Origin of the sequence: Thioclava sp. F28-4 (assembly GCF_002020045.1) — a bacterium.
Taxonomy (GTDB): Bacteria; Pseudomonadota; Alphaproteobacteria; order Rhodobacterales; family Rhodobacteraceae; genus Thioclava; species Thioclava sediminum.
The window spans coordinates 475715-493041 of sequence record NZ_MPZQ01000003.1 but is presented as its reverse complement, the minus strand read 5'-3'; the positions used below and the strand labels follow the sequence as shown (position 1 = coordinate 493041).

The 17327-nt window shown below is 65.2% G+C and carries 15 protein-coding genes; 13 read left to right on the top strand and 2 right to left on the bottom strand.

The features are described from left to right. The first annotated feature begins 1 nt into the window (after position 1). Genes BMI87_RS09925 through BMI87_RS09900 form a run of 6 tightly spaced genes read left to right on the top strand, consistent with a single transcriptional unit; the run spans position 2 to position 6281 of the window. Positions 2-844, top strand: a complete 843-nt coding sequence (locus tag BMI87_RS09925) for a 3-keto-5-aminohexanoate cleavage protein (protein ID WP_078521006.1) — start codon at positions 2-4, stop codon at positions 842-844. Beyond that, positions 841-2160 (top strand): lyase family protein, encoded by a 1320-nt coding sequence (locus BMI87_RS09920; RefSeq protein ID WP_168175191.1) that lies wholly within the window; start codon positions 841-843, stop codon positions 2158-2160. The genes BMI87_RS09925 and BMI87_RS09920 overlap by 4 nt, the downstream gene beginning before the upstream one ends. Then, positions 2157-3326 carry a 4-hydroxybenzoate 3-monooxygenase gene (gene pobA / locus BMI87_RS09915; protein ID WP_078521004.1) on the top strand — a complete coding sequence of 390 codons (1170 nt, stop codon included), beginning with the start codon at positions 2157-2159 and terminating at the stop codon, positions 3324-3326. Before BMI87_RS09920 ends, pobA begins: the two co-directional genes overlap by 4 nt. Before the next feature lie 47 nt (positions 3327-3373). Next, positions 3374-4423 carry a TRAP transporter substrate-binding protein gene (locus tag BMI87_RS09910; protein ID WP_078521003.1) on the top strand — a complete coding sequence of 350 codons (1050 nt, stop codon included), beginning with the start codon at positions 3374-3376 and terminating at the stop codon, positions 4421-4423. Between the two features lie 20 nt (positions 4424-4443). After that, positions 4444-4926 carry a TRAP transporter small permease gene (locus BMI87_RS09905; RefSeq protein ID WP_078521002.1) on the top strand — a complete coding sequence of 161 codons (483 nt, stop codon included), beginning with the start codon at positions 4444-4446 and terminating at the stop codon, positions 4924-4926. Then, complete coding sequence (locus BMI87_RS09900) at positions 4926-6281, top strand: TRAP transporter large permease (RefSeq protein WP_078521001.1); 1356 nt, start codon at positions 4926-4928, stop codon at positions 6279-6281. The genes BMI87_RS09905 and BMI87_RS09900 overlap by 1 nt, the downstream gene beginning before the upstream one ends. A gap of 59 nt (positions 6282-6340) precedes the next feature. Here the strand turns inward: BMI87_RS09900 and BMI87_RS09895 are convergent, their stop codons facing one another. Together BMI87_RS09895 and BMI87_RS09890 are read right to left on the bottom strand one after the other, a co-directional pair. Beyond that, a complete protein-coding gene (locus tag BMI87_RS09895) occupies positions 6341-6838 on the bottom strand; it encodes an isoprenylcysteine carboxyl methyltransferase family protein (RefSeq protein ID WP_078521000.1) in 498 nt (165 codons plus the stop codon). Beyond that, complete coding sequence (locus tag BMI87_RS09890) at positions 6838-7917, bottom strand: type III polyketide synthase (RefSeq protein ID WP_078520999.1); 1080 nt, start codon at positions 7915-7917, stop codon at positions 6838-6840. Before BMI87_RS09890 ends, BMI87_RS09895 begins: the two co-directional genes overlap by 1 nt. Positions 7918-8486: 569 nt before the next feature. On the opposite strand from BMI87_RS09890, the gene BMI87_RS09885 reads away from it, so the two are divergent. The 7 genes from BMI87_RS09885 (at position 8487) to BMI87_RS09855 (ending at position 17242) form a co-directional block, all read left to right on the top strand. Beyond that, positions 8487-9512, top strand: coding sequence for a LacI family DNA-binding transcriptional regulator (locus tag BMI87_RS09885; protein WP_168175190.1), 1026 nt, complete (start codon positions 8487-8489; stop codon positions 9510-9512). 30 nt (positions 9513-9542) lie between these two features. Beyond that, positions 9543-10904, top strand: coding sequence for an ABC transporter substrate-binding protein (locus BMI87_RS09880; RefSeq protein WP_078520997.1), 1362 nt, complete (start codon positions 9543-9545; stop codon positions 10902-10904). A gap of 81 nt (positions 10905-10985) precedes the next feature. After that, the gene (locus BMI87_RS09875) at positions 10986-12221 is read left to right on the top strand and encodes a carbohydrate ABC transporter permease (protein WP_078520996.1); all 1236 of its coding nucleotides are present in this window, start codon (positions 10986-10988) and stop codon (positions 12219-12221) included. After that, positions 12218-13432 (top strand): carbohydrate ABC transporter permease, encoded by a 1215-nt coding sequence (locus BMI87_RS09870; protein WP_078520995.1) that lies wholly within the window; start codon positions 12218-12220, stop codon positions 13430-13432. Before BMI87_RS09875 ends, BMI87_RS09870 begins: the two co-directional genes overlap by 4 nt. Before the next feature lie 6 nt (positions 13433-13438). Beyond that, positions 13439-14707 (top strand): hypothetical protein, encoded by a 1269-nt coding sequence (locus tag BMI87_RS09865; RefSeq protein ID WP_078521057.1) that lies wholly within the window; start codon positions 13439-13441, stop codon positions 14705-14707. A 1-nt stretch (position 14708) separates the two neighbouring features. Then, complete coding sequence (locus tag BMI87_RS09860) at positions 14709-15752, top strand: ABC transporter ATP-binding protein (RefSeq protein WP_078520994.1); 1044 nt, start codon at positions 14709-14711, stop codon at positions 15750-15752. A 494-nt stretch (positions 15753-16246) separates the two neighbouring features. Further along, entirely contained in the window at positions 16247-17242 is a 996-nt protein-coding gene (locus BMI87_RS09855) for an ABC transporter substrate-binding protein (protein ID WP_078520993.1), read from the top strand. Positions 17243-17327 lie beyond the last annotated feature (85 nt).

Below are 17327 nucleotides of genomic sequence, written 5' to 3'. Positions count from 1 at the left end.
CATGACCCAGGACCCTTGCATCATCTGTGTCGCGATCACCGGCTCCGTGCCGCAGCAATCCGACAACCCCGCCGTGCCGATCACGATCTCCGAGCAGATCGAGTCGACGCAGGCCGCGTTCGAGGCGGGCGCGACCATTGCGCATTGCCATGTCCGCAACGAGGACGGCTCGCCCAGCTCCGACCCCGACCGCTTCGCGCGGCTGATGGAGGGGCTGCACCAGCATTGCCCCGGCATGATCGTGCAGCTGTCCACGGGCGGGCGGTCCGGCGCGGGCAAGACGCGGGGCGGGATGCTGCCCTTGCGGCCCGACATGGCCTCGCTCTCGGTCGGGTCGAACAACTTCCCGACGCGGGTCTATGAGAACCCGCCGGATCTGGTCGATTGGCTGGCTTCCGAGATGAAGACCTACGACGTGCGCCCCGAGATCGAGTGTTTCGACCTCAGCCACATCTTTCAGGCCGCGAAGCTGGTCGGCGACGGGCGGCTGCCCGCGAATGTCCATGTGCAATTCGTGATGGGTGTGAAAAACGCGATGCCGGTCGACCGCGCGGCGTTCGATTTCATGCGCGAGACCCGTGCGCGCGTTCTGCCCGAGGCGACATGGTGCGCGGCGGGCGTCGGGCCGGGGCAGGTGGTGATCAACCAGTGGTGCATCGAGACCGGCGGGCATTGCCGCACCGGGCTGGAGGACAACATCCGGCTTGATCGGGACACGCTCGCGCCCTCGAATGCGGCGCTGGTGCAGCGCACGGTCAATCTGTGCGAAAAGGCGGGCCGTCCGGTTGCCACATGGCAGCAGGCGCGCGAGATCCTCGCGCTGCCGATGAAGGGGGCCGCATGAGCCTGTCGCCCCTCGACAGCCCGCTCTGGTCCGGTCTCTACGGTGATCCGGAACTGGGTGCGATGCTCGACGATGCCGCATTGCTGGCTGCGATGGTGCGTGTCGAGGTGGCATTGGCCGAGGCCTGCGCCGCAGAAGGCGTCGTGCCCGAGGCTGCGGCTGCCGAGATTGCGGACAAGCTGCATGGCTACCAGCCCGATCCGGCGACACTGGCCGAAGGTGCCGCGCGCGATGGCGTACCGGTTCCGGCGCTGCTGGGCGATCTGCGCGCGAAGCTGTCGGAAGAGGCGGGGCAGGCGCTCCATTGGGGGGCGACCTCGCAAGACATCATCGACAGTGCAACGGCGCTTGTGATGACGCAGGCGCTCGCCGTGATCGCGGCGCGGCTGCGGCGCGTGATCCGTGTGACCGGCGCGCTGGCCGGGCGCGAGGCCGAGACGGTGATGGCCGGGCGCACCCGCAGCCAGATCGGCCTGCCGGTGACCTTCGGCGCGCTGGTGGCGTCCTGGGGGCAGCCGCTGATCGACGCGGCGGCGCGAATGGCCGTGATGCAAGGCGCGGGCCGGGTCGCACTACATGGCGCCGTCGGCACTGACGCGGCGCTGGGCGACAAGGCGCAGCCGGTGCGCAACCGCGTGGCTGCGGCGCTGGGCCTGCAGGCCGAGGATCAGCCCTGGCACAGCCGCCGTGACGCGATGGCCGCGACCGGCGCGCAAGCGGTTCTGCTGACCGGTTCGCTGGGCAAGATCGGCACGGATGTGGTAACGCTCGCGCAGTCGGGGATCAACGAGGTGCGGATCGCGGGTGGGGGCTCGTCCACCATGCCGCACAAATCGAACCCCGTGGCCGCCGAGGCGCTGGTGGCGCTGGCGCGGCACGCCGCGCATCTGCAGGTCAGCCTGTTCGAATCCGCGCTGCACGGTCAGTTCCGCGACGGCGCCGCCTGGGCGCTGGAATGGATGAGCCTGCGCCCGATCCTCGTGGCCTGTGGCGCGTCGCTGCGCCTCGCCGGAGAGATGCTGGGCGGGCTCGAGGCCGACGCGCCCCGGATGCGCGCCAATCTCGAGGCGGCGGGCTTCGGCCCTTATGCCGAGCGCGCGATCTTCACGCTGGCCAAGACGCTGCCGCGCAACGCGGCGAAGACAGCGGTGCAAGAGGCGATGGCCTCACCCGATCCGGCGGCGGCATTGCTGGCCGCCCATCCCGAACTCGACGGGGACACCCTGACCGATCCGCTTCTCGCGGCAGGGCAGGCCCCGGCGCAGGCGCGCGCTTTTGCGCAGCGCTGCAATGACCTTTGCGGAGGAGACGCATGAAGACCCAAGTCGCTATCATCGGTGGGGGCCCGGCCGGGCTGCTGCTGTCGCAATTGCTCGACCTGCATGGGATCGAGAGCGTCGTGCTGGAACGGCGCTCGCGGGACTACGTGCTGTCGCGGATCCGCGCCGGGGTGCTCGAACAGGGCACCGTCGATCTGCTGCGCGCCGCTGAAGTGGGTGCGCGGATGGACCGTCAGGGCGAGATCCATGACGGCGTCGAAATCTCGTGGCATGACGAGCGGCTCAATATCGACATCAAGGATCTGACGGGCCGCGGCGTGATGGTCTATGGCCAGACCGAGGTGACGCAGGACCTGTATACCGCCCGCGACGCGCGCGGCGGTACCGTGCTGCACGAGGCCGAGGTGACCGGGATCGAAGGCATCGAGGGCGACGGCGTCACCGTGCATTTCACCCATGAGGGCGAGGCCAAGACCCTGACCGCCGATTTCGTCGCGGGCTGCGACGGCTTCCACGGGCCCTCGCGCAAAGCGATCCCGGAAAGCCATCGTCAGGAATTCGAGCGCGCCTATCCGTTTGGCTGGCTCGGCCTTCTGTCCGAGACGCCGCCCGCCGCGCCCGAGCTGATCTACGCGGCCCATGATCGGGGCTTTGCGCTGTGTTCGATGCGCTCGCCCACGCTGAGCCGCTATTACGTGCAGGTGTCGCTGAGCGAGAAGCTGGAAGACTGGCCCGCCGAGCGGTTCTGGGACGAGCTGCGCACCCGCATCCCGGCCGATGTGGCCGAGACGCTGGTCACCGGCGAGCCGCTGGAGATGTCGATCGCGCCGCTGCGCAGCTTCGTCTCCGAGCCGATGCGCCACGGGCGTCTGTTCCTTGCGGGCGACAGCGCCCATATCGTGCCGCCGACCGGCGCGAAGGGCCTGAACCTCGCGGCGTCCGACGTCTACTATTTGCACCGCGCCTTCGATCGGTTCTACAACCACGGCACGTCCGAAGGGCTCGACGCCTATTCCGAGACGGCGCTGTCGCGGGTCTGGAAATGCGAGCGCTTCTCGTGGTGGATGACCTCGATGCTGCACGATTTTCCGGAAACGGGGGCGTTCGAGCGCCGGATGCAACGCGCGGAGTTCGAGTATCTCCAGATGTCGGAGACCGCACGCAAGAGCTTTGCCGAAAACTACGTGGGCCTGCCTTACTGACAGGCCGAACCGCCCCCGCGCGAGGGGCATAAAGGGAGGAAATAACGATGAAATTTATGAAACTGCTGGGCCTGAGCGCCGCGGCCATGCTTTGGGCAAGCGGAAGCTTCGCACAGGAGATCACCCTCAAGCTGCACCATTTCCTTGGCGCCAAGGCGCCGGTGCAGACCCAGATGCTGGAGCCCTGGGCCAAGCGTGTCGAAGAGCTGTCGAACGGCAAGGTCAAGATCGACATCTACCCCGCGATGACGCTGGGTGGTCGCCCGCCCGAGCTGGTGCAGCAGGCGCGCGACGGCGTGGTCGATCTGATCTGGACGCTCAACGGCTACACGCCCGGTCTCTTCCCGCGCACCGAGGTGTTCGAACTGCCGACCGTCTTCAATAACGACCCGGCCGCGACCAACCTCGCGATGCGCGACATGTTCGATAAGGAGCTGAAGCAGGAATACGAGGACAAGGGCCTCGAAGTGATGTTCCTGCACGCCCATGCGGGTAACGGCATCCACACCGTGGATACCCCGGTTCACAGCCCCGCCGACGTGAAGGGCATGAAGCTGCGCACGCCGTCGCGCACGGGGGCCTGGGTGATCGAGGCGCTGAACGCGCAGCCGGTCGCGATGCCGGTGCCGGAACTGCCGCAGGCGCTGTCGAAGAAGGTCGTGGACGGCGCGCTGATCCCGTGGGAAATCATCCCCGCGCTGAAGCTGCAGCAGCAGACTCAGTACCAGATCGAAGGTCAGGACCATTGGCGTCTGGGCACCTCGATCTTCCAGGTGTCGATGAACAAGGCGAAATGGGACAGCCTGCCCGATGACGTCAAAGCGGCGTTCCGCAAGGCCTCCGACGAGGCGTGGCTGAAGCAGGTCGGTGATATCTGGCGCACCAGCGACAATAACGGGATCAAGGCTGCCGAAGCGGATGGCAACGAGCTGATCACGCTCTCGGCCGATGAGACCCAAGCCTTCAAGGATGCGATGCAGCCGGTCGTCACCCGTTGGGAAGACGAGGTGAAAGGCCAAGGCATCGACGGTCCGGCGCTGGTGAAAGAAGCCCGCGAGCTGACCGCTGAAGAAGAAAAGAACCTGGCGAGCCAGTAACCAACGGAGCGGCGACGATCATGCATTCTGCAACTGAGACTTTCTTGCGCAAGGCGATCTATGCCTGGGCCCTCGCCGGAGGCGGGGTGCTTGCAGCGATCGTCGCCGTAAACGTCTGGACAGTGGTGGGCGGCTTTATTGGGCTGCCCTTCGCGGGAGACTTCGAGCTGACGGAGATGGGGGTCGCCATCGCGGCCTTCATGTTCCTGCCCTATTGCCAACTCGCCGATCAGAACGTGACGGCGGATATCTTCACCTCGAAACTGAGCGCCGCCGTGCAGCGCCGCTTCTCGGCCATCGGCTCGGTGCTGGCGCTGGGCTTCGCGGCGCTTCTGCTGTGGCGGATGTATTTCGGGATGCTCGACCAGAAATCCTATTCGCTCGCCACCACGATCCTGCAGATCCCGGTCTGGTGGGCCTACCTTCCCGCGCTTGCTTCGCTGGCGCTACTTTTCATCGCCGCAGCGCTGAGCCTGCGGGACAACTGGACGGGGCGTGCCTGATGGACCCGATTACTCTCGGCCTGCTGGGCCTCGCCATTCTCGTGGGGCTCATCGTGATGCGTGTGCCCATCGCCTATGCGATGATCGTCGTTGGCGCTGGCGGCACCGCGATCATCAACGGCCCGGCGATCCTGCTGAGCCAGCTCAAGACGCTCGCTTACGGCCAATTCTCGATCTATGACCTCTCGGTCGTGCCGATGTTCGTCCTGATGGGGGCGCTGGCCACCAAGACGGGCCTGTCGCGCGATATGTTCCGCGCCGCCAATGCGTGGTTCGGCTGGATGCGCGGCGGCACAGCGATGGCCTCGATCGCCGCCTGTGCGGGCTTCGGCGCGGTCTGCGGGTCTTCGCTCGCCACCGCCTCGACGATGGGCAAAGTGGCTCTGCCGGAGCTGGAGCGCTATAACTACTCGCCCGCACTCGCGACCGGTTCGGTCGCGGCGGGCGGCGTGCTGGGCATCCTGATCCCGCCCTCGGTGATCCTCGTGATCTACGCGGTGATCGTGGAGGCCAATATCGTCACGATGTTCATGGCCGCGCTGATCCCCGGTCTGATCGCCGTCGTGCTGTTCCTGATGACCATCGCGATCTATGTCCGCCTCGTACCGAGCGCGGGCCCCGCGCAGGGCGTGTCGGACAAGGCCGAGTTCTGGGCGGCCACGCGCGGCGTGCTGCCGGTGCTGGGCATCTTCGGCGTCGTGATCGGCGGCATCTATGCGGGCTTCTACAACCCGACGCCCGCCGCTGCGATCGGTGTCTTCGCGGTCTTCGTCTACGGGCTCTTCCGCGGGCTGATGTCGCGCGAGGCGATGCGCTCGTCGATCCTCGAGACGGCGGGCACCACGGGCATGATCTACCTGATCCTGCTGGGGGCCGAGCTGCTGAAGATCTTCATGTCGCGGGCAGGGGTGCCGCAGGCGGCCGCCGATATGGCGGTCAATTCCGGCCTGCCGCCGATGATGGTGATGGCGATCCTGCTGATCGCGCTGATCGTGCTGGGCTGCCTGATGGACTCCATGTCGATGATCCTGCTGGTGTTGCCCTTCTTCTGGCCGGTGCTGGTCGAGATCAATGGCGGGCTCTACCAGATGGCGGACGGCTCTGGCTTCGGCCTCTCGACCGACGAGCTGAAGGTCTGGTTCGGTATCCTCGCGCTTGTCGTGGTGGAGCTAGGGCTGATCACGCCGCCGGTGGGGATGAATGTCTTCGTGATCTCGGCGCTGGCGAAGAACGTGCCGATGGGCACCACCTTCCGGGGCGTCTTCCCGTTCTTCCTGTCCGAGCTGGTGCGCGTCGCGCTTCTGCTGGGCTTTCCGGCGCTGACGCTATGGCTGCCACGAGTGCTGGGCGGCTGAGCCACTTCAGACAAGCGGATGAGACAAAACGGGGGGCGCAATCGCCCCCCGTTTCGCATTCAGCCCGCGCGCATCGGGGCGAGGGCCTTGTTCTCGACCCCGATCCGCACCCAGAGCATCGCCGCGTTCAGAACGGTGAACAGCACGGCTACCCAGAGCAGGCCCAGCACCATCGGGGCCACGAAAATCTCCGCCACGACCAGCATGTAGTTGGGATGCGAGACGTATTTGAACGGCCCGCGCGCGACCAGCGGCTCGTCGAGGATGATGATCCGCGTCGTCCAGCGACCGCCGAGGCTGGTGAGAATCCAGACGCGCAGCACCTGCAGCACCGCGAAGATCGCGAGCCAGCCGAGGTGGACCGGCTGGCCGAGCCCGAAGACGATCAGGCAGAGGATCCACGCGCTGTGCATCGCAACCATCACCGGGTAATGCGACGCGCCAACTTCATAGGCCCCGCGCGCCAGAAGCCGGGCGGTGTTGCGCTTGGCGATCACCAATTCGCTCAGCCGTTGCACGACGATGAAAGCCAGGAACAGGAGGCTCGGAAGGACCATCAGGCGGCCTCTGTCTCGCTTTGGGACGGGCCGACATGGAAGGGCAGGAAGGAGGCGGTAAAGCCCGGCCCCAGCGCGCAGCCCATCATCTGCCCGGTCTTGCCCGCGTCCAACACCGCCCGCATCACGAACAGCATCGTGGGGGCGGACATGTTGCCCGCCTCGCGCAGCACCGCGCGTTCGGCATCCAGAACGCCCTGTTCCAGATGCAGCGCACCTTCGATCGCCTCCACGACCTTCGCACCGCCGGGGTGGCAGACATAGCGGTCGATCTCGTCATGGTTGAGGTTCGCGGCCTTGAGCGCGCCATCGGCTGCCTCCGCGAACTCAGACGTGACGAAGCCCGGGATCGAGCGGTCGAAGATCACACCGAAGCCGATCTCGTCCACGTCCCAGCCCATGATGTCGAGCGTGTCGGGCCAGGTCTTCTGGTGCCCCTGGCCGAGCGAGATCACCTGACCCGCGCCGGGCGTGTCGGTGCTGACGCAGGCCGCAGCCGCGCCGTCCGCAAACAGCACGGCCGCCACGATGTCGGCCTTCTGCATCCGGTCTGCGCGGAAGGACAGCGAGCAGGTCTCGACCACGACGAGCAGCACCTTTGCGCCGGGCCGCCCCGCCGCGATGGATTGCGCCGTCGACAGTCCCGAGACGCCGCCCGCGCAGCCCAGACCGAAAATCGGCACGCGCATGATGTCGTCGCGAAAGCCCATCTCGCCCAGCACCTGCGCCTCGAGCGAGGGCGTCGCGAGCCCGGTCGAGCAGACCGTGACCACGCAATCGACCTCCGAGCCCTGCCAGCCTGCGGTGTCGAGGGCCGCCTGCGCCGCGTCAATGAACAGCGCCTTCGCGCCCTCCATGAACGCCGCGTTGCGATCCGCCCAGCCGTGCGGCTCCGAGAACCAATCGATCGGCACGACCGAATAGCGCCGATCGATCCCGGCCGTGTCGAAGGTCTTCGAGAGCCGCTCGAATTGCGGGTAGGTCTCGCCGAAGATGATCTCGGCGCGCTTACGCACCTCGGACTGCGCGAGGCAATGCGGCGGCAGGGCAGTCGAGAGGCCGTGGAGATAAACTGACATGGCAATTCCTTTCCGCTGAAGGCTGATGCTGGTCAGTCCTTGAGGAAACTTTTGAAAAACTCGGGGGCGCGTTTGGATTGCCCTGTAAGTCAACGGACTGGATCGGCCTTTGGTTCAGCCGCAAGGAAAGGGAACTGGTGCCGGGTGGCGAAGCCGAGTCGTTTAACTGTGGCGCGTAACAACTTGTGAATAAATAATTTTCTCGCATGGAAGTGCGCGGCGGTTTTGTCTTCAACACCAAGCTGTGATCGCAATGGGGCGATGTTTCCCCGGGCCGGGCGCTGGCGGACTACCGGTGCAGCGAGAGAGGACGGCAAACGCACGGTCTGCCGTTGTGTCAAAGTCGTCCTTTAATGACATGATTTCGCGAGCTTTTCCAAAAATTCCCGGGCTTCGACATCGCCCGTCGATAGCCACATTGCCGCGGCGCGGCACACGGCGACTTGAGGCCGAATTCGTGTTTCGAAACCGGTTTCGGCTTTACGAAATCGGTTTCGTTAACCTAGTCTCTCGCCATGGAGGAGATTCGCGACACAGATAAGAAACCGTCCGAACCGGCGCCGCGCCGGGTGCGGATTTCTGATCTTGCGCAGGCGCTGGGCCTGACCAAGAGCACCGTGTCGCGGGCGCTCAACAATTATTCCGACATTTCTCCCGAGACCCGCGAGCGCGTGGCACGCGTCGCCGCCGAGATGGGCTATGCGCCGATGCCCTATGCGCAGGCTGTGCGCACGGGGCGGGTGCGGGCGCTGGGTCTGGTGCTCGAACTGGATGCGCCGGACCGCTACGGGCCGTTTCTCACGGATTTTCTGGGCGGGATCACGCAGGAGGCCTCGCTCGAAGGCTGGACGCTGACGATCGCGTCGTCGAATTCGCGCGAGGAGATGGAGGACACGGTCACGCGGCTTTTGCAGGAGCACAAGGTCGACGGCTTCATCCTGCCGCGGACGCAGGTCGTGGACCCGCGGGTGAAGTTCCTGCAGGCGAAACACGTGCCCTTCGTGCTGTTCGGCCGCACCGGTCACGGTCAGCCCGATCCGGGCCTGTCGTGGTACGACGTGGATGGCGAGGGCGCGATGCGCGCCGCGGTCGCGCGGCTGGCGGGCTTCGGTCATCGCCGCATCGCCTTCGCCGGGTCGCATGCGAGCTACAATTTCGCGCTGCTGCGCCGGGACGGCTATCGCGAGGGGCTGGAAGAGGCCGGTCTGCCCTTCGATCCCGCGCTCGAGCTGATGGAGATTTCCGACCGCGCGGAAGGGGCGCAGGCCGCGCGCGATCTGCTCGATCTGCCCGATCCGCCGACCGCGATCGTCTATTCCACCGACGCGACTGCGCTCGGGGCCTATGACGTGGCGCGCGAGCGGGGGCTGACGATCGGGCGCGACCTGTCGATCATCTCCTATGACGGTATTCCCGAGGGCCGGATCGTCGATCCGCCCCTCACGACATTCGCAGTCGACAGCCAGCACGCGGGCGCGCGTCTCGCGTCACTGCTGATCGCGCAGCTCCGCGGTGCGCCGCCCGGAGAGCTGACGGAATTGGTGGCGGCGCAACTGGAACCGGGAGGCTCCGACGGGCCACCCGTCGACCCATAAGAGAAACGCAATCTACCGGGAGGAAAGTAAATGAAGCTAATTCGAGGACATAAAACGGCGATGCTGATGGGCTCGACCGTGCTGGCGCTGATGGCGGGCGCCGTCGCGGTGCAGGCCGAGACGATCAAGTTCTGGACCACCGAGGAACAGCCCGAGCGTCTGGCCAAGCAGCAGCAGATGGCCGACGACTTCAAGGCCAAGACCGGCATCACCGTCGACGTGATCCCGGTGACGGAAAGCGACCTGAACCAGCGCGCCACCGCGGCTTTCGCGGCGGGTGATCTGCCCGACGTGATCTACACGCCGCTGCAAAACGTGCTGCCCTGGACCGATGCGGGCATCGTCGACACGCTGGCGAGCACCGATGTGGTCGACAAGCTCGATCCGGCGACCTTCGCGCCCGGCGCGCTGAAAATGGTCGAGACGGATGGCGATTACGCCGCCGTGCCGGTCGACGGCTGGACCCAGATGATCCTTTACCGCAAGGACCTGTTCGACAAGGCGGGTCTCGCGCCGCCGACCGATTTCAAGTCGATCGAAGCCGCGCTCGACAAGCTCAACAATCCGCCGAGCATGTATGGTTTCGTTGCCGCGACCAAGGTCGACGAGAACTACATGAGCCAGATCCTCGAACAGATCTTCCTCGCCAACGGCGTCTCGCCGGTGGGGCCGGACGGCTTCAAGCCGCTCGACGAGAAGAAGACGGTCGAGGTGCTGAACTTCTACAAGAAGCTGGCCGACGCCTCTCCGCCCGGCGAGAACTACTGGAAGCAGTCGCGCGAGCTGTATTTCGCGGGCAAGGCGGCGATGATCATGTGGTCGCCTTTCATCCTCGACGAGCTGGCCGGTCTGCGTGACAGCGCTCCGCCGATGATCAACGACGATCCGACCTCGACCGAGCTGTCCAAGGATACCGGCGTCGTGACCAACCTCGCGGGCCCGTCGAACCCCGACGGTGCGAGCTGGGCGGACCTGCGTTACTTCACCATCACTGCAGATGCCGACACCGAAGCGGCCGAGCAGTTTGTCGATTACTCGATGAATGACGGCTACGAGCAGACGCTGTCGATCGCGCCGGAGGGCAAGTTCCCGACCCGTCGCGGCACCGATGCGGATCCGGAGAAGTTCACCAAGCTCTGGGCGACCCTGCCGGTGGGCGTGGATCGCAAGGCGCCGCTCAAGGATCTCTACGCGCCGGCCGTGGTCGACGAGATCACCAAGGGTCTCGACACCGCACAGCGCTGGGGCGTGAAGGACGGGCAGCTCGCGCTGGCCTCGAAGATGCTCAACAGCCAGGTCATCAACCGGGTTGTGCGCGACTTCATCGACGGCAACATCTCGGCCGAGGATGCGGTCGCGAAGATGAACGACGAGCTGGGCAAGATCAACTGATCCGACCTCTGGCCGGGGCAGGGCGGTTGCGCCTTGCCCCGGGACCAAAGCCCGCTCTGACTGCATGGATTGGAGACTGTCATGACTGACATATCGCCGCCCAAGGGGCGCGGCGCGCTTGCCCGTCGCGAGGCGCGCCTGGCCTGGGGCCTGCTGTTCCCGACCATCGCGATCGTGGCGCTTGTCGTGATCGTGCCGCTGCTGGCGATCTTCTGGATCTCCTTCAAGCCGGTGACGCTGGGCGATCTACGTCCGGCCGAGATCCGCACGCGGGTCGCGCTGCGCGAACGCGGCGATCAGGCGCTTCTGGAACTGCGCGTCATCAACCCCTCGCGCGAGCAGGAGATGCGCAATGCGGCGCTCAATGTGACCCTGCCTGAAGGCGTTGCGCTGACCGGCGATCTGCCTCAGGGCTGCGCAATGGACGGGCAGGACCTGTCTTGCGATTTCGGCACGCTCGAGGCCGGTGCAAACGAACGTTTCCGCGTCGATGCGCAGGTGACAGGGGACACCCGCGAGGCAGAGCGCGCGATGCGTGACGCCAAGGTTACGGCAACCGGTCACGTCTCGAACGTTCTGACGAATTCCACCTTTACGCTCGACAACTTCCGCCAGCTCTTTTCGGGCAGCGAGTTCTGGAGCGTTCTGGGCATCACGCTGTTCTATACGGTCTTCGGCACGCTGGGCGCGCTGGTCGTGGGGCTGTTTGCAGCGCTGCTCCTGAACAAGAGCTTCCGCGGGCAGGGTATCCTGCGCGGGCTTTACCTCTTTCCCTATGTGGCCCCGGTGATCGCCGTGGCTTTCACATGGATCACGCTGTTCGATCCCTATTCGGGCTCCGCCAACGCGCTGCTGGTGCAGATGGGCGTGAGCGAAGGCGCGATCAACTTCTTCGGGGCCAAACCGCTCGCACTGATCATGGTGACGGTGTTCGAGATCTGGCGCTATTTCCCGCTCTCGTTCCTCTTCATCCTCGCGCGGATGCAGAGCATCGACACGGATATGTATGAGGCGGCGGATATGGACGGGGCCTCTCCGTTCCAGAAATTCTGGTATCTCTCGATGCCGCAGCTGCTGGGGATCCTCTCGGTCCTGTTCCTGCTGCGCTTCATCTGGACCTTCAACAAGTTCGACGACATCTTCCTGCTCACCGGCGGCAATGCCGGCACGCGGGTCCTGACGGTCAATGTCTACGAACAGGCTTTCGCGGTGTCGAATATCGGTGCGGGTGCCGCGGTCGCCGTGGTGATCTTCGCCTGCCTTCTGGTCTTCTCGGGGCTGTTCTTCCGCACCATGAGCCGGGAGGAAGGGCTATGAAAATCCTGCATAAAGGCTACCTTACCGGGCCGATCATCGGGGCGCTCTGGGCGCTGGTCATGTCGGTCACGCTGGGGGTCGCGATCTCCTTTGCCACCGGCGCTGCGGCCAAGCCCGCTCTGATTGGGTCGCTGATCCTCGGCCTCGCGACCGGGTTTGCCCGCGTGCGCATCGCCAATCGCTGGGCCGCGGATGCGGTGGCGGTGATCGTGGCGCTGGCGCTGATGGCGGTGGGCCTCGGCGCGCTGCAATTCGACGACAGCTTCAACTTTGTCTGGCGCGTCGCACTCAGCGTGGTGCTGGCGGGAGCGGTCTCGATCCCGCTCAACTCGATCCTGCGCGAGCTACGGTTCGGTGCGCTCACGCGCCACCAGTTCGAGGATGCGGTCATCCGCTTCCTCACCGGCTTCGGTTACATCTTCTTCACCGCGATCGTGGTCATCCCGTTCTACGTGATGGTCATGACCTCGATGAAGTCGCAGCAGCAGCTGATGCTCAACCCGCTCGATTTCTCGATCGACCTGAGCCGGGGCTGGCACCTGTTCGACAGCTATTACGAGTTGATGACGCGGTTCCATTTCGGGCGCTACCTCTGGACGAGTTTCTATGTCTCGGTGCTGACCGTGCTGCTGACGCTGCTGTTTTCGGTGCCCGGCGCCTATGCGGTCGCGCGGCTGCGCTTCCGCGGGCAGAAAGTGTTCTCGCGCGGCATTCTGCTGATCTACATGGTGCCGATGATCGTGCTCGCGCTGCCGATCTACATCGCCTACTCGATGGTCGGTCTGCGCAACTCGATCCTCGGGATCGTCATGATCTACCCGGTCACCACGATCCCGGTCGCGCTTTACATGCTGCAGGGCTATTTCCGCGGCCTCCCCGCCGAGGTCGAGGAGGCGGGCCTGATGGACGGGCTCTCGCGGCTCAAGGTGATCTGGAAGATCACGCTGCCGCTGGCGCTGCCCGCGATGGCTTCGGTCGGGCTCTATGTCTTCATGATCGCATGGAACGAGTTCCTGCTCGCCTTCATGCTCCTCGACGATCCCAGCAAATTCACCCTCACGCGAGGCATTGCCTCGCTCAACTCCTCCGAAATCCCGCGCCAGCACCTGATGGCGGGTGCCGTCATCGCGACGGTGCCGATCATGGCGCTGTTCCTCGGGCTCGAACGTTTCATGACCCGCGGCCTGACGGCCGGCGCGGTGAAAGGATAAGATATGATGACCGAAACTCTGGCTGCCGCAGACGACTTCTCCGACCGGGACGCCGCGGCGCGCGACATCCTCACCCAGAACGACCGGGGCGGCTATACGGTGCCGACCGACGGCCTCTATCCCTACCAGTGGAACTGGGACAGCGCCTTCGCGAGCCTTGGTTTTGCCGAGTTCGATCTGAACCGGGCCTGGCAGGAGATCGAGACGCTGTTCTCGGGGCAGTGGGACAACGGCATGGTCCCGCATATCATCTTCCACAAGCCCGATCCGGGTTATTTCCCCGGCCCCGACGTCTGGGGCTGCAACGGGCCGATCGCGTCCTCGGGCATCACCCAGCCGCCTGTCGCACTCAGCTTCGCGACGCGGCTTCTGGCGGCCGACCCGGAGGCAGGCGCGGCCCGCTTCGCAGCACTCTATCCGAAGATGCGCAAATGGGCGGAGTGGTTCCTGAAATGGCGCCGCGACGAGAAGGGCGCGATCTTCGTGATCCATCCGTGGGAATCGGGCCGTGACAACGCGCCCGACTGGGATGACGCGATGAGCGGGATCGACCCGCAGGATGTGGGCTATTACGAACGCCGCGACACCCAGCATGTCGACGCCTCGATGCGCCCGACGAAATACGATTACGACCGCTATATCTGGCTGGTGCAGCGCGCCAAGGCGCTCGATTGGGACGATGCGAAAGTCGCCGAGGGCAATCCGTTCAAGGTGGCCGATCCGACGATGCATTTCATCCTGATGCGCGGCCTGCGCGATCTGTTGGCGGCAGGCGAGGCGCAGGATCTCGACACTGGCGACATGGCCGCGCAACTGGCCGAGCTGGAAGCCGGCGCGGAGGCGCTGTGGAACCCCGGCATGGGCTATTACGACAGCTACAACTGCAACAACGGCATCTGGTCGAACGCGCTGAGCAACGCCTCCTTCCTGTGCTGGTTCGGCGGGCTCGACGCGCCGCATATGGAGCAGCATCTGGCCCGCGTGCTCGACGCAGCCCCCTATGGCGTGCCGTCGCTCGCACCCTTCGATCCGCGGTTCGACGCCAAGCGCTACTGGCGCGGCCCGACCTGGGGGATGATGAACATGATGATCGGCGAGGGCGCCTCGGAACGCGGCGTCGCGCTTGGCGAAGAGGTCCGCAAGCGCACGCGCGAGGTGATCGGGCGCTACGGCTTCGTCGAGTATTTCGATCCGATGACGGGCGCTGCCGCGGGCGGCAAGGCATTTACCTGGACGGCGGCCGTCTGGCTCGCCTGGGCCGGCAAGGAGGGGTGAAATGGGTTCGATCACGCTAAACGGTGTCGAGAAGTGGTTCGGCGACGTCCAGGTCATCAAGGGCATCGACCTTGAGATCAAGGATGGCGAATTCGTCGTCTTCGTAGGCCCCTCGGGCTGCGGCAAGTCCACGCTTCTGCGGATGATCGGCGGGCTTGAGGATACCTCGCGCGGGGCGATCGAGATCGACGGCGCGAATGTGACCGATCAGCCGCCCTCGAAACGCGGCCTCGCGATGGTGTTCCAGTCCTACGCGCTCTACCCGCATATGTCGGTGGCCGAGAATATGGGCTTCTCGCTCAAGATGGCGGGGGCCCCGCAGGAGGACTGGCGCGCCAAGGTCGACGAGGCGGCCGATATTCTGAAGCTGCAGAGCTTCCTCGACCGGCGGCCCAAGGACCTGTCGGGCGGCCAGCGTCAGCGCGTGGCGATCGGGCGGTCGATCGTGCGCGACCCGACGGCGTTCCTCTTCGACGAGCCGCTGTCGAACCTCGACGCGGCGCTGCGCGTGGAGATGCGGCTGGAGATCGCCCGGCTGCACCGCAACCTCCAGCGCACGATGATCTACGTCACCCACGATCAGGTCGAGGCGATGACACTCGCCGACCGGATCGTGGTGCTGGAATACGGTCGTATCGCGCAGGTCGGCACGCCGCGCGAGCTCTACGAGAAACCCGCGAACCTGTTCGTCGCGCAATTCATCGGCAGCCCGAAGATGAACGTGATGCCCTGCGCGGTCTCGGGCGGCAGCTATAGTCTCGAAGGCGGGCGCGGCGGGGTCTGTCCCGCACCGCAAGCCACGCAGCTTGGCATCCGGCCCGAGCACATCTCGCTGGTGGCCGAGGGCGAGGGGCAATGCGACGGGCGCGTCGATGTGGTGGAATTCCTCGGCGCGGACACGTTCATCCTGTTCGATTGCGGCCCCCTGGGCGCCGTGAACGTGCGCGTCGCGGGCGATACCGATCTACGTCCGGGCGACGTGGCGGGGCTGAGCTTCGAGGCCGAGCGCACGGTCTTCTTCGACGCGGACGGCATGGCAGTCTGATCCCGAGCGCCCGGGCGTACGGCCCGGGCAACGCGGAAAATTGCGCGGGCAGGGGGCGACGCGACGTCGTCTCGTGCAGGGGCGTCAGTGCGTCAATTCACGCAACGGAGGCGCGCCCAGCGGCTTCGCGCGCACATGCTCAAAAATTGTCGGTTCGGTATCCCTGGGGTGCCGGATCTCTTTGCCGTTCTGTCGCCCCTCAAGTGTCTCCTTTTACAAAATTTCCTTCAGTTATCATTGGGTTCCCTGTCTCTTTTCTCAAATTAATGTGACCGGCGGACGATTGCTGATCGGGAGCACCGGCGCTACCGTTCGCGGCAATCGTCGAACGGGCGCATTCGCGTGCACTGCGCAACCTGAAGATCGACGATGGGCCGAGACGCTCCCCCGGGTGGAAGCACGCCCGCGCGGGGAGGTCGGACGGTCTCATCACGCGCAAGGCGAATGCGATCCGAAAACGATCGTGAACAATCCAACGGATGAGAGGAAAACATATGCGGAAGACGACACTTCTCGCGGTCGCCGGTGCGACCGCTATGGTCACCGGCTTTGCAGCCCAGACCGGAACCGCCCGTGCCGCCGAGCAATGCGGTGACATCTCGATCGCTCAGATGAACTGGGCCGCTGCCGAGGTCACCACCAACATCGCGAAGTTCATGCTGGACCAAGGCTATGGCTGTAACACCAGCCTGGTCAAATCCGACACGATTCCCGCGATCACCTCGATCGCCGAAAACGGCCGCCCCGACGTCGTCACCAACCTGTGGCTGAACTCGGCCGGCGACGCCTACAAGAAGCTCGAGAGCGAAGGCAAGATCAAGCGCGTCGCCAAGACGCTCCAGCCGGGTGGCGTCGAAGGCTGGTGGATCCCCACCTACCTCGCCAAGGAGCACCCAGAGCTGAAGACCATCGAGGGCGTGATGGCGCATCCCGACTGGGTCGGCGGCACGTTCAACAACTGCCCCGACGGCTGGGGCTGCCGCGTCGTGAGCGACAACCTGATCAAGGCGCTCGACCTCGAGAGCTCGGGCATCAAGGTGTTCAACCACGGCTCCGGCCAGACGCTCGCCTCGTCGATCGGCTCGGCCTTTGCCGACAAGAAGCCGTGGTTCGGCTACTACTGGGGCCCGACCGTGGTCATGGGCAACTACGACATGACCCGCGTGAAGCTTGGCGATTACGACAAGGCCAAGTTCGACAATCTCCAGAACAAGGACGCGTCGAACCCGCAGGTTTCGGACTTCCCGGCAGCTCCGGTGCTGACCTCGGTGACGAGCGACTTCGCGAAGGCCCACCCGGCCGAGACCGAGTTCTTCTCGAAGATGAGCTTCAAGACCGACACCATGTCGAAGCTGCTCGCCTGGCAGGACGAGAACAAAGCCTCGGGTGAAGAGACGGCGGTCTACTTCATCAAGAACTACCAGGACACCTGGAAGAACTGGCTCGATGCCGATGCCCAGAAAAAGCTTTCGAAGCTGATCGGCGGATGATCGTGACGCGCGCCTGACGCGCAATACATGGACGGGGCCGGGACAGGCCCCGTCCTTTTTCGATCAATCACGCAACAATATGGGA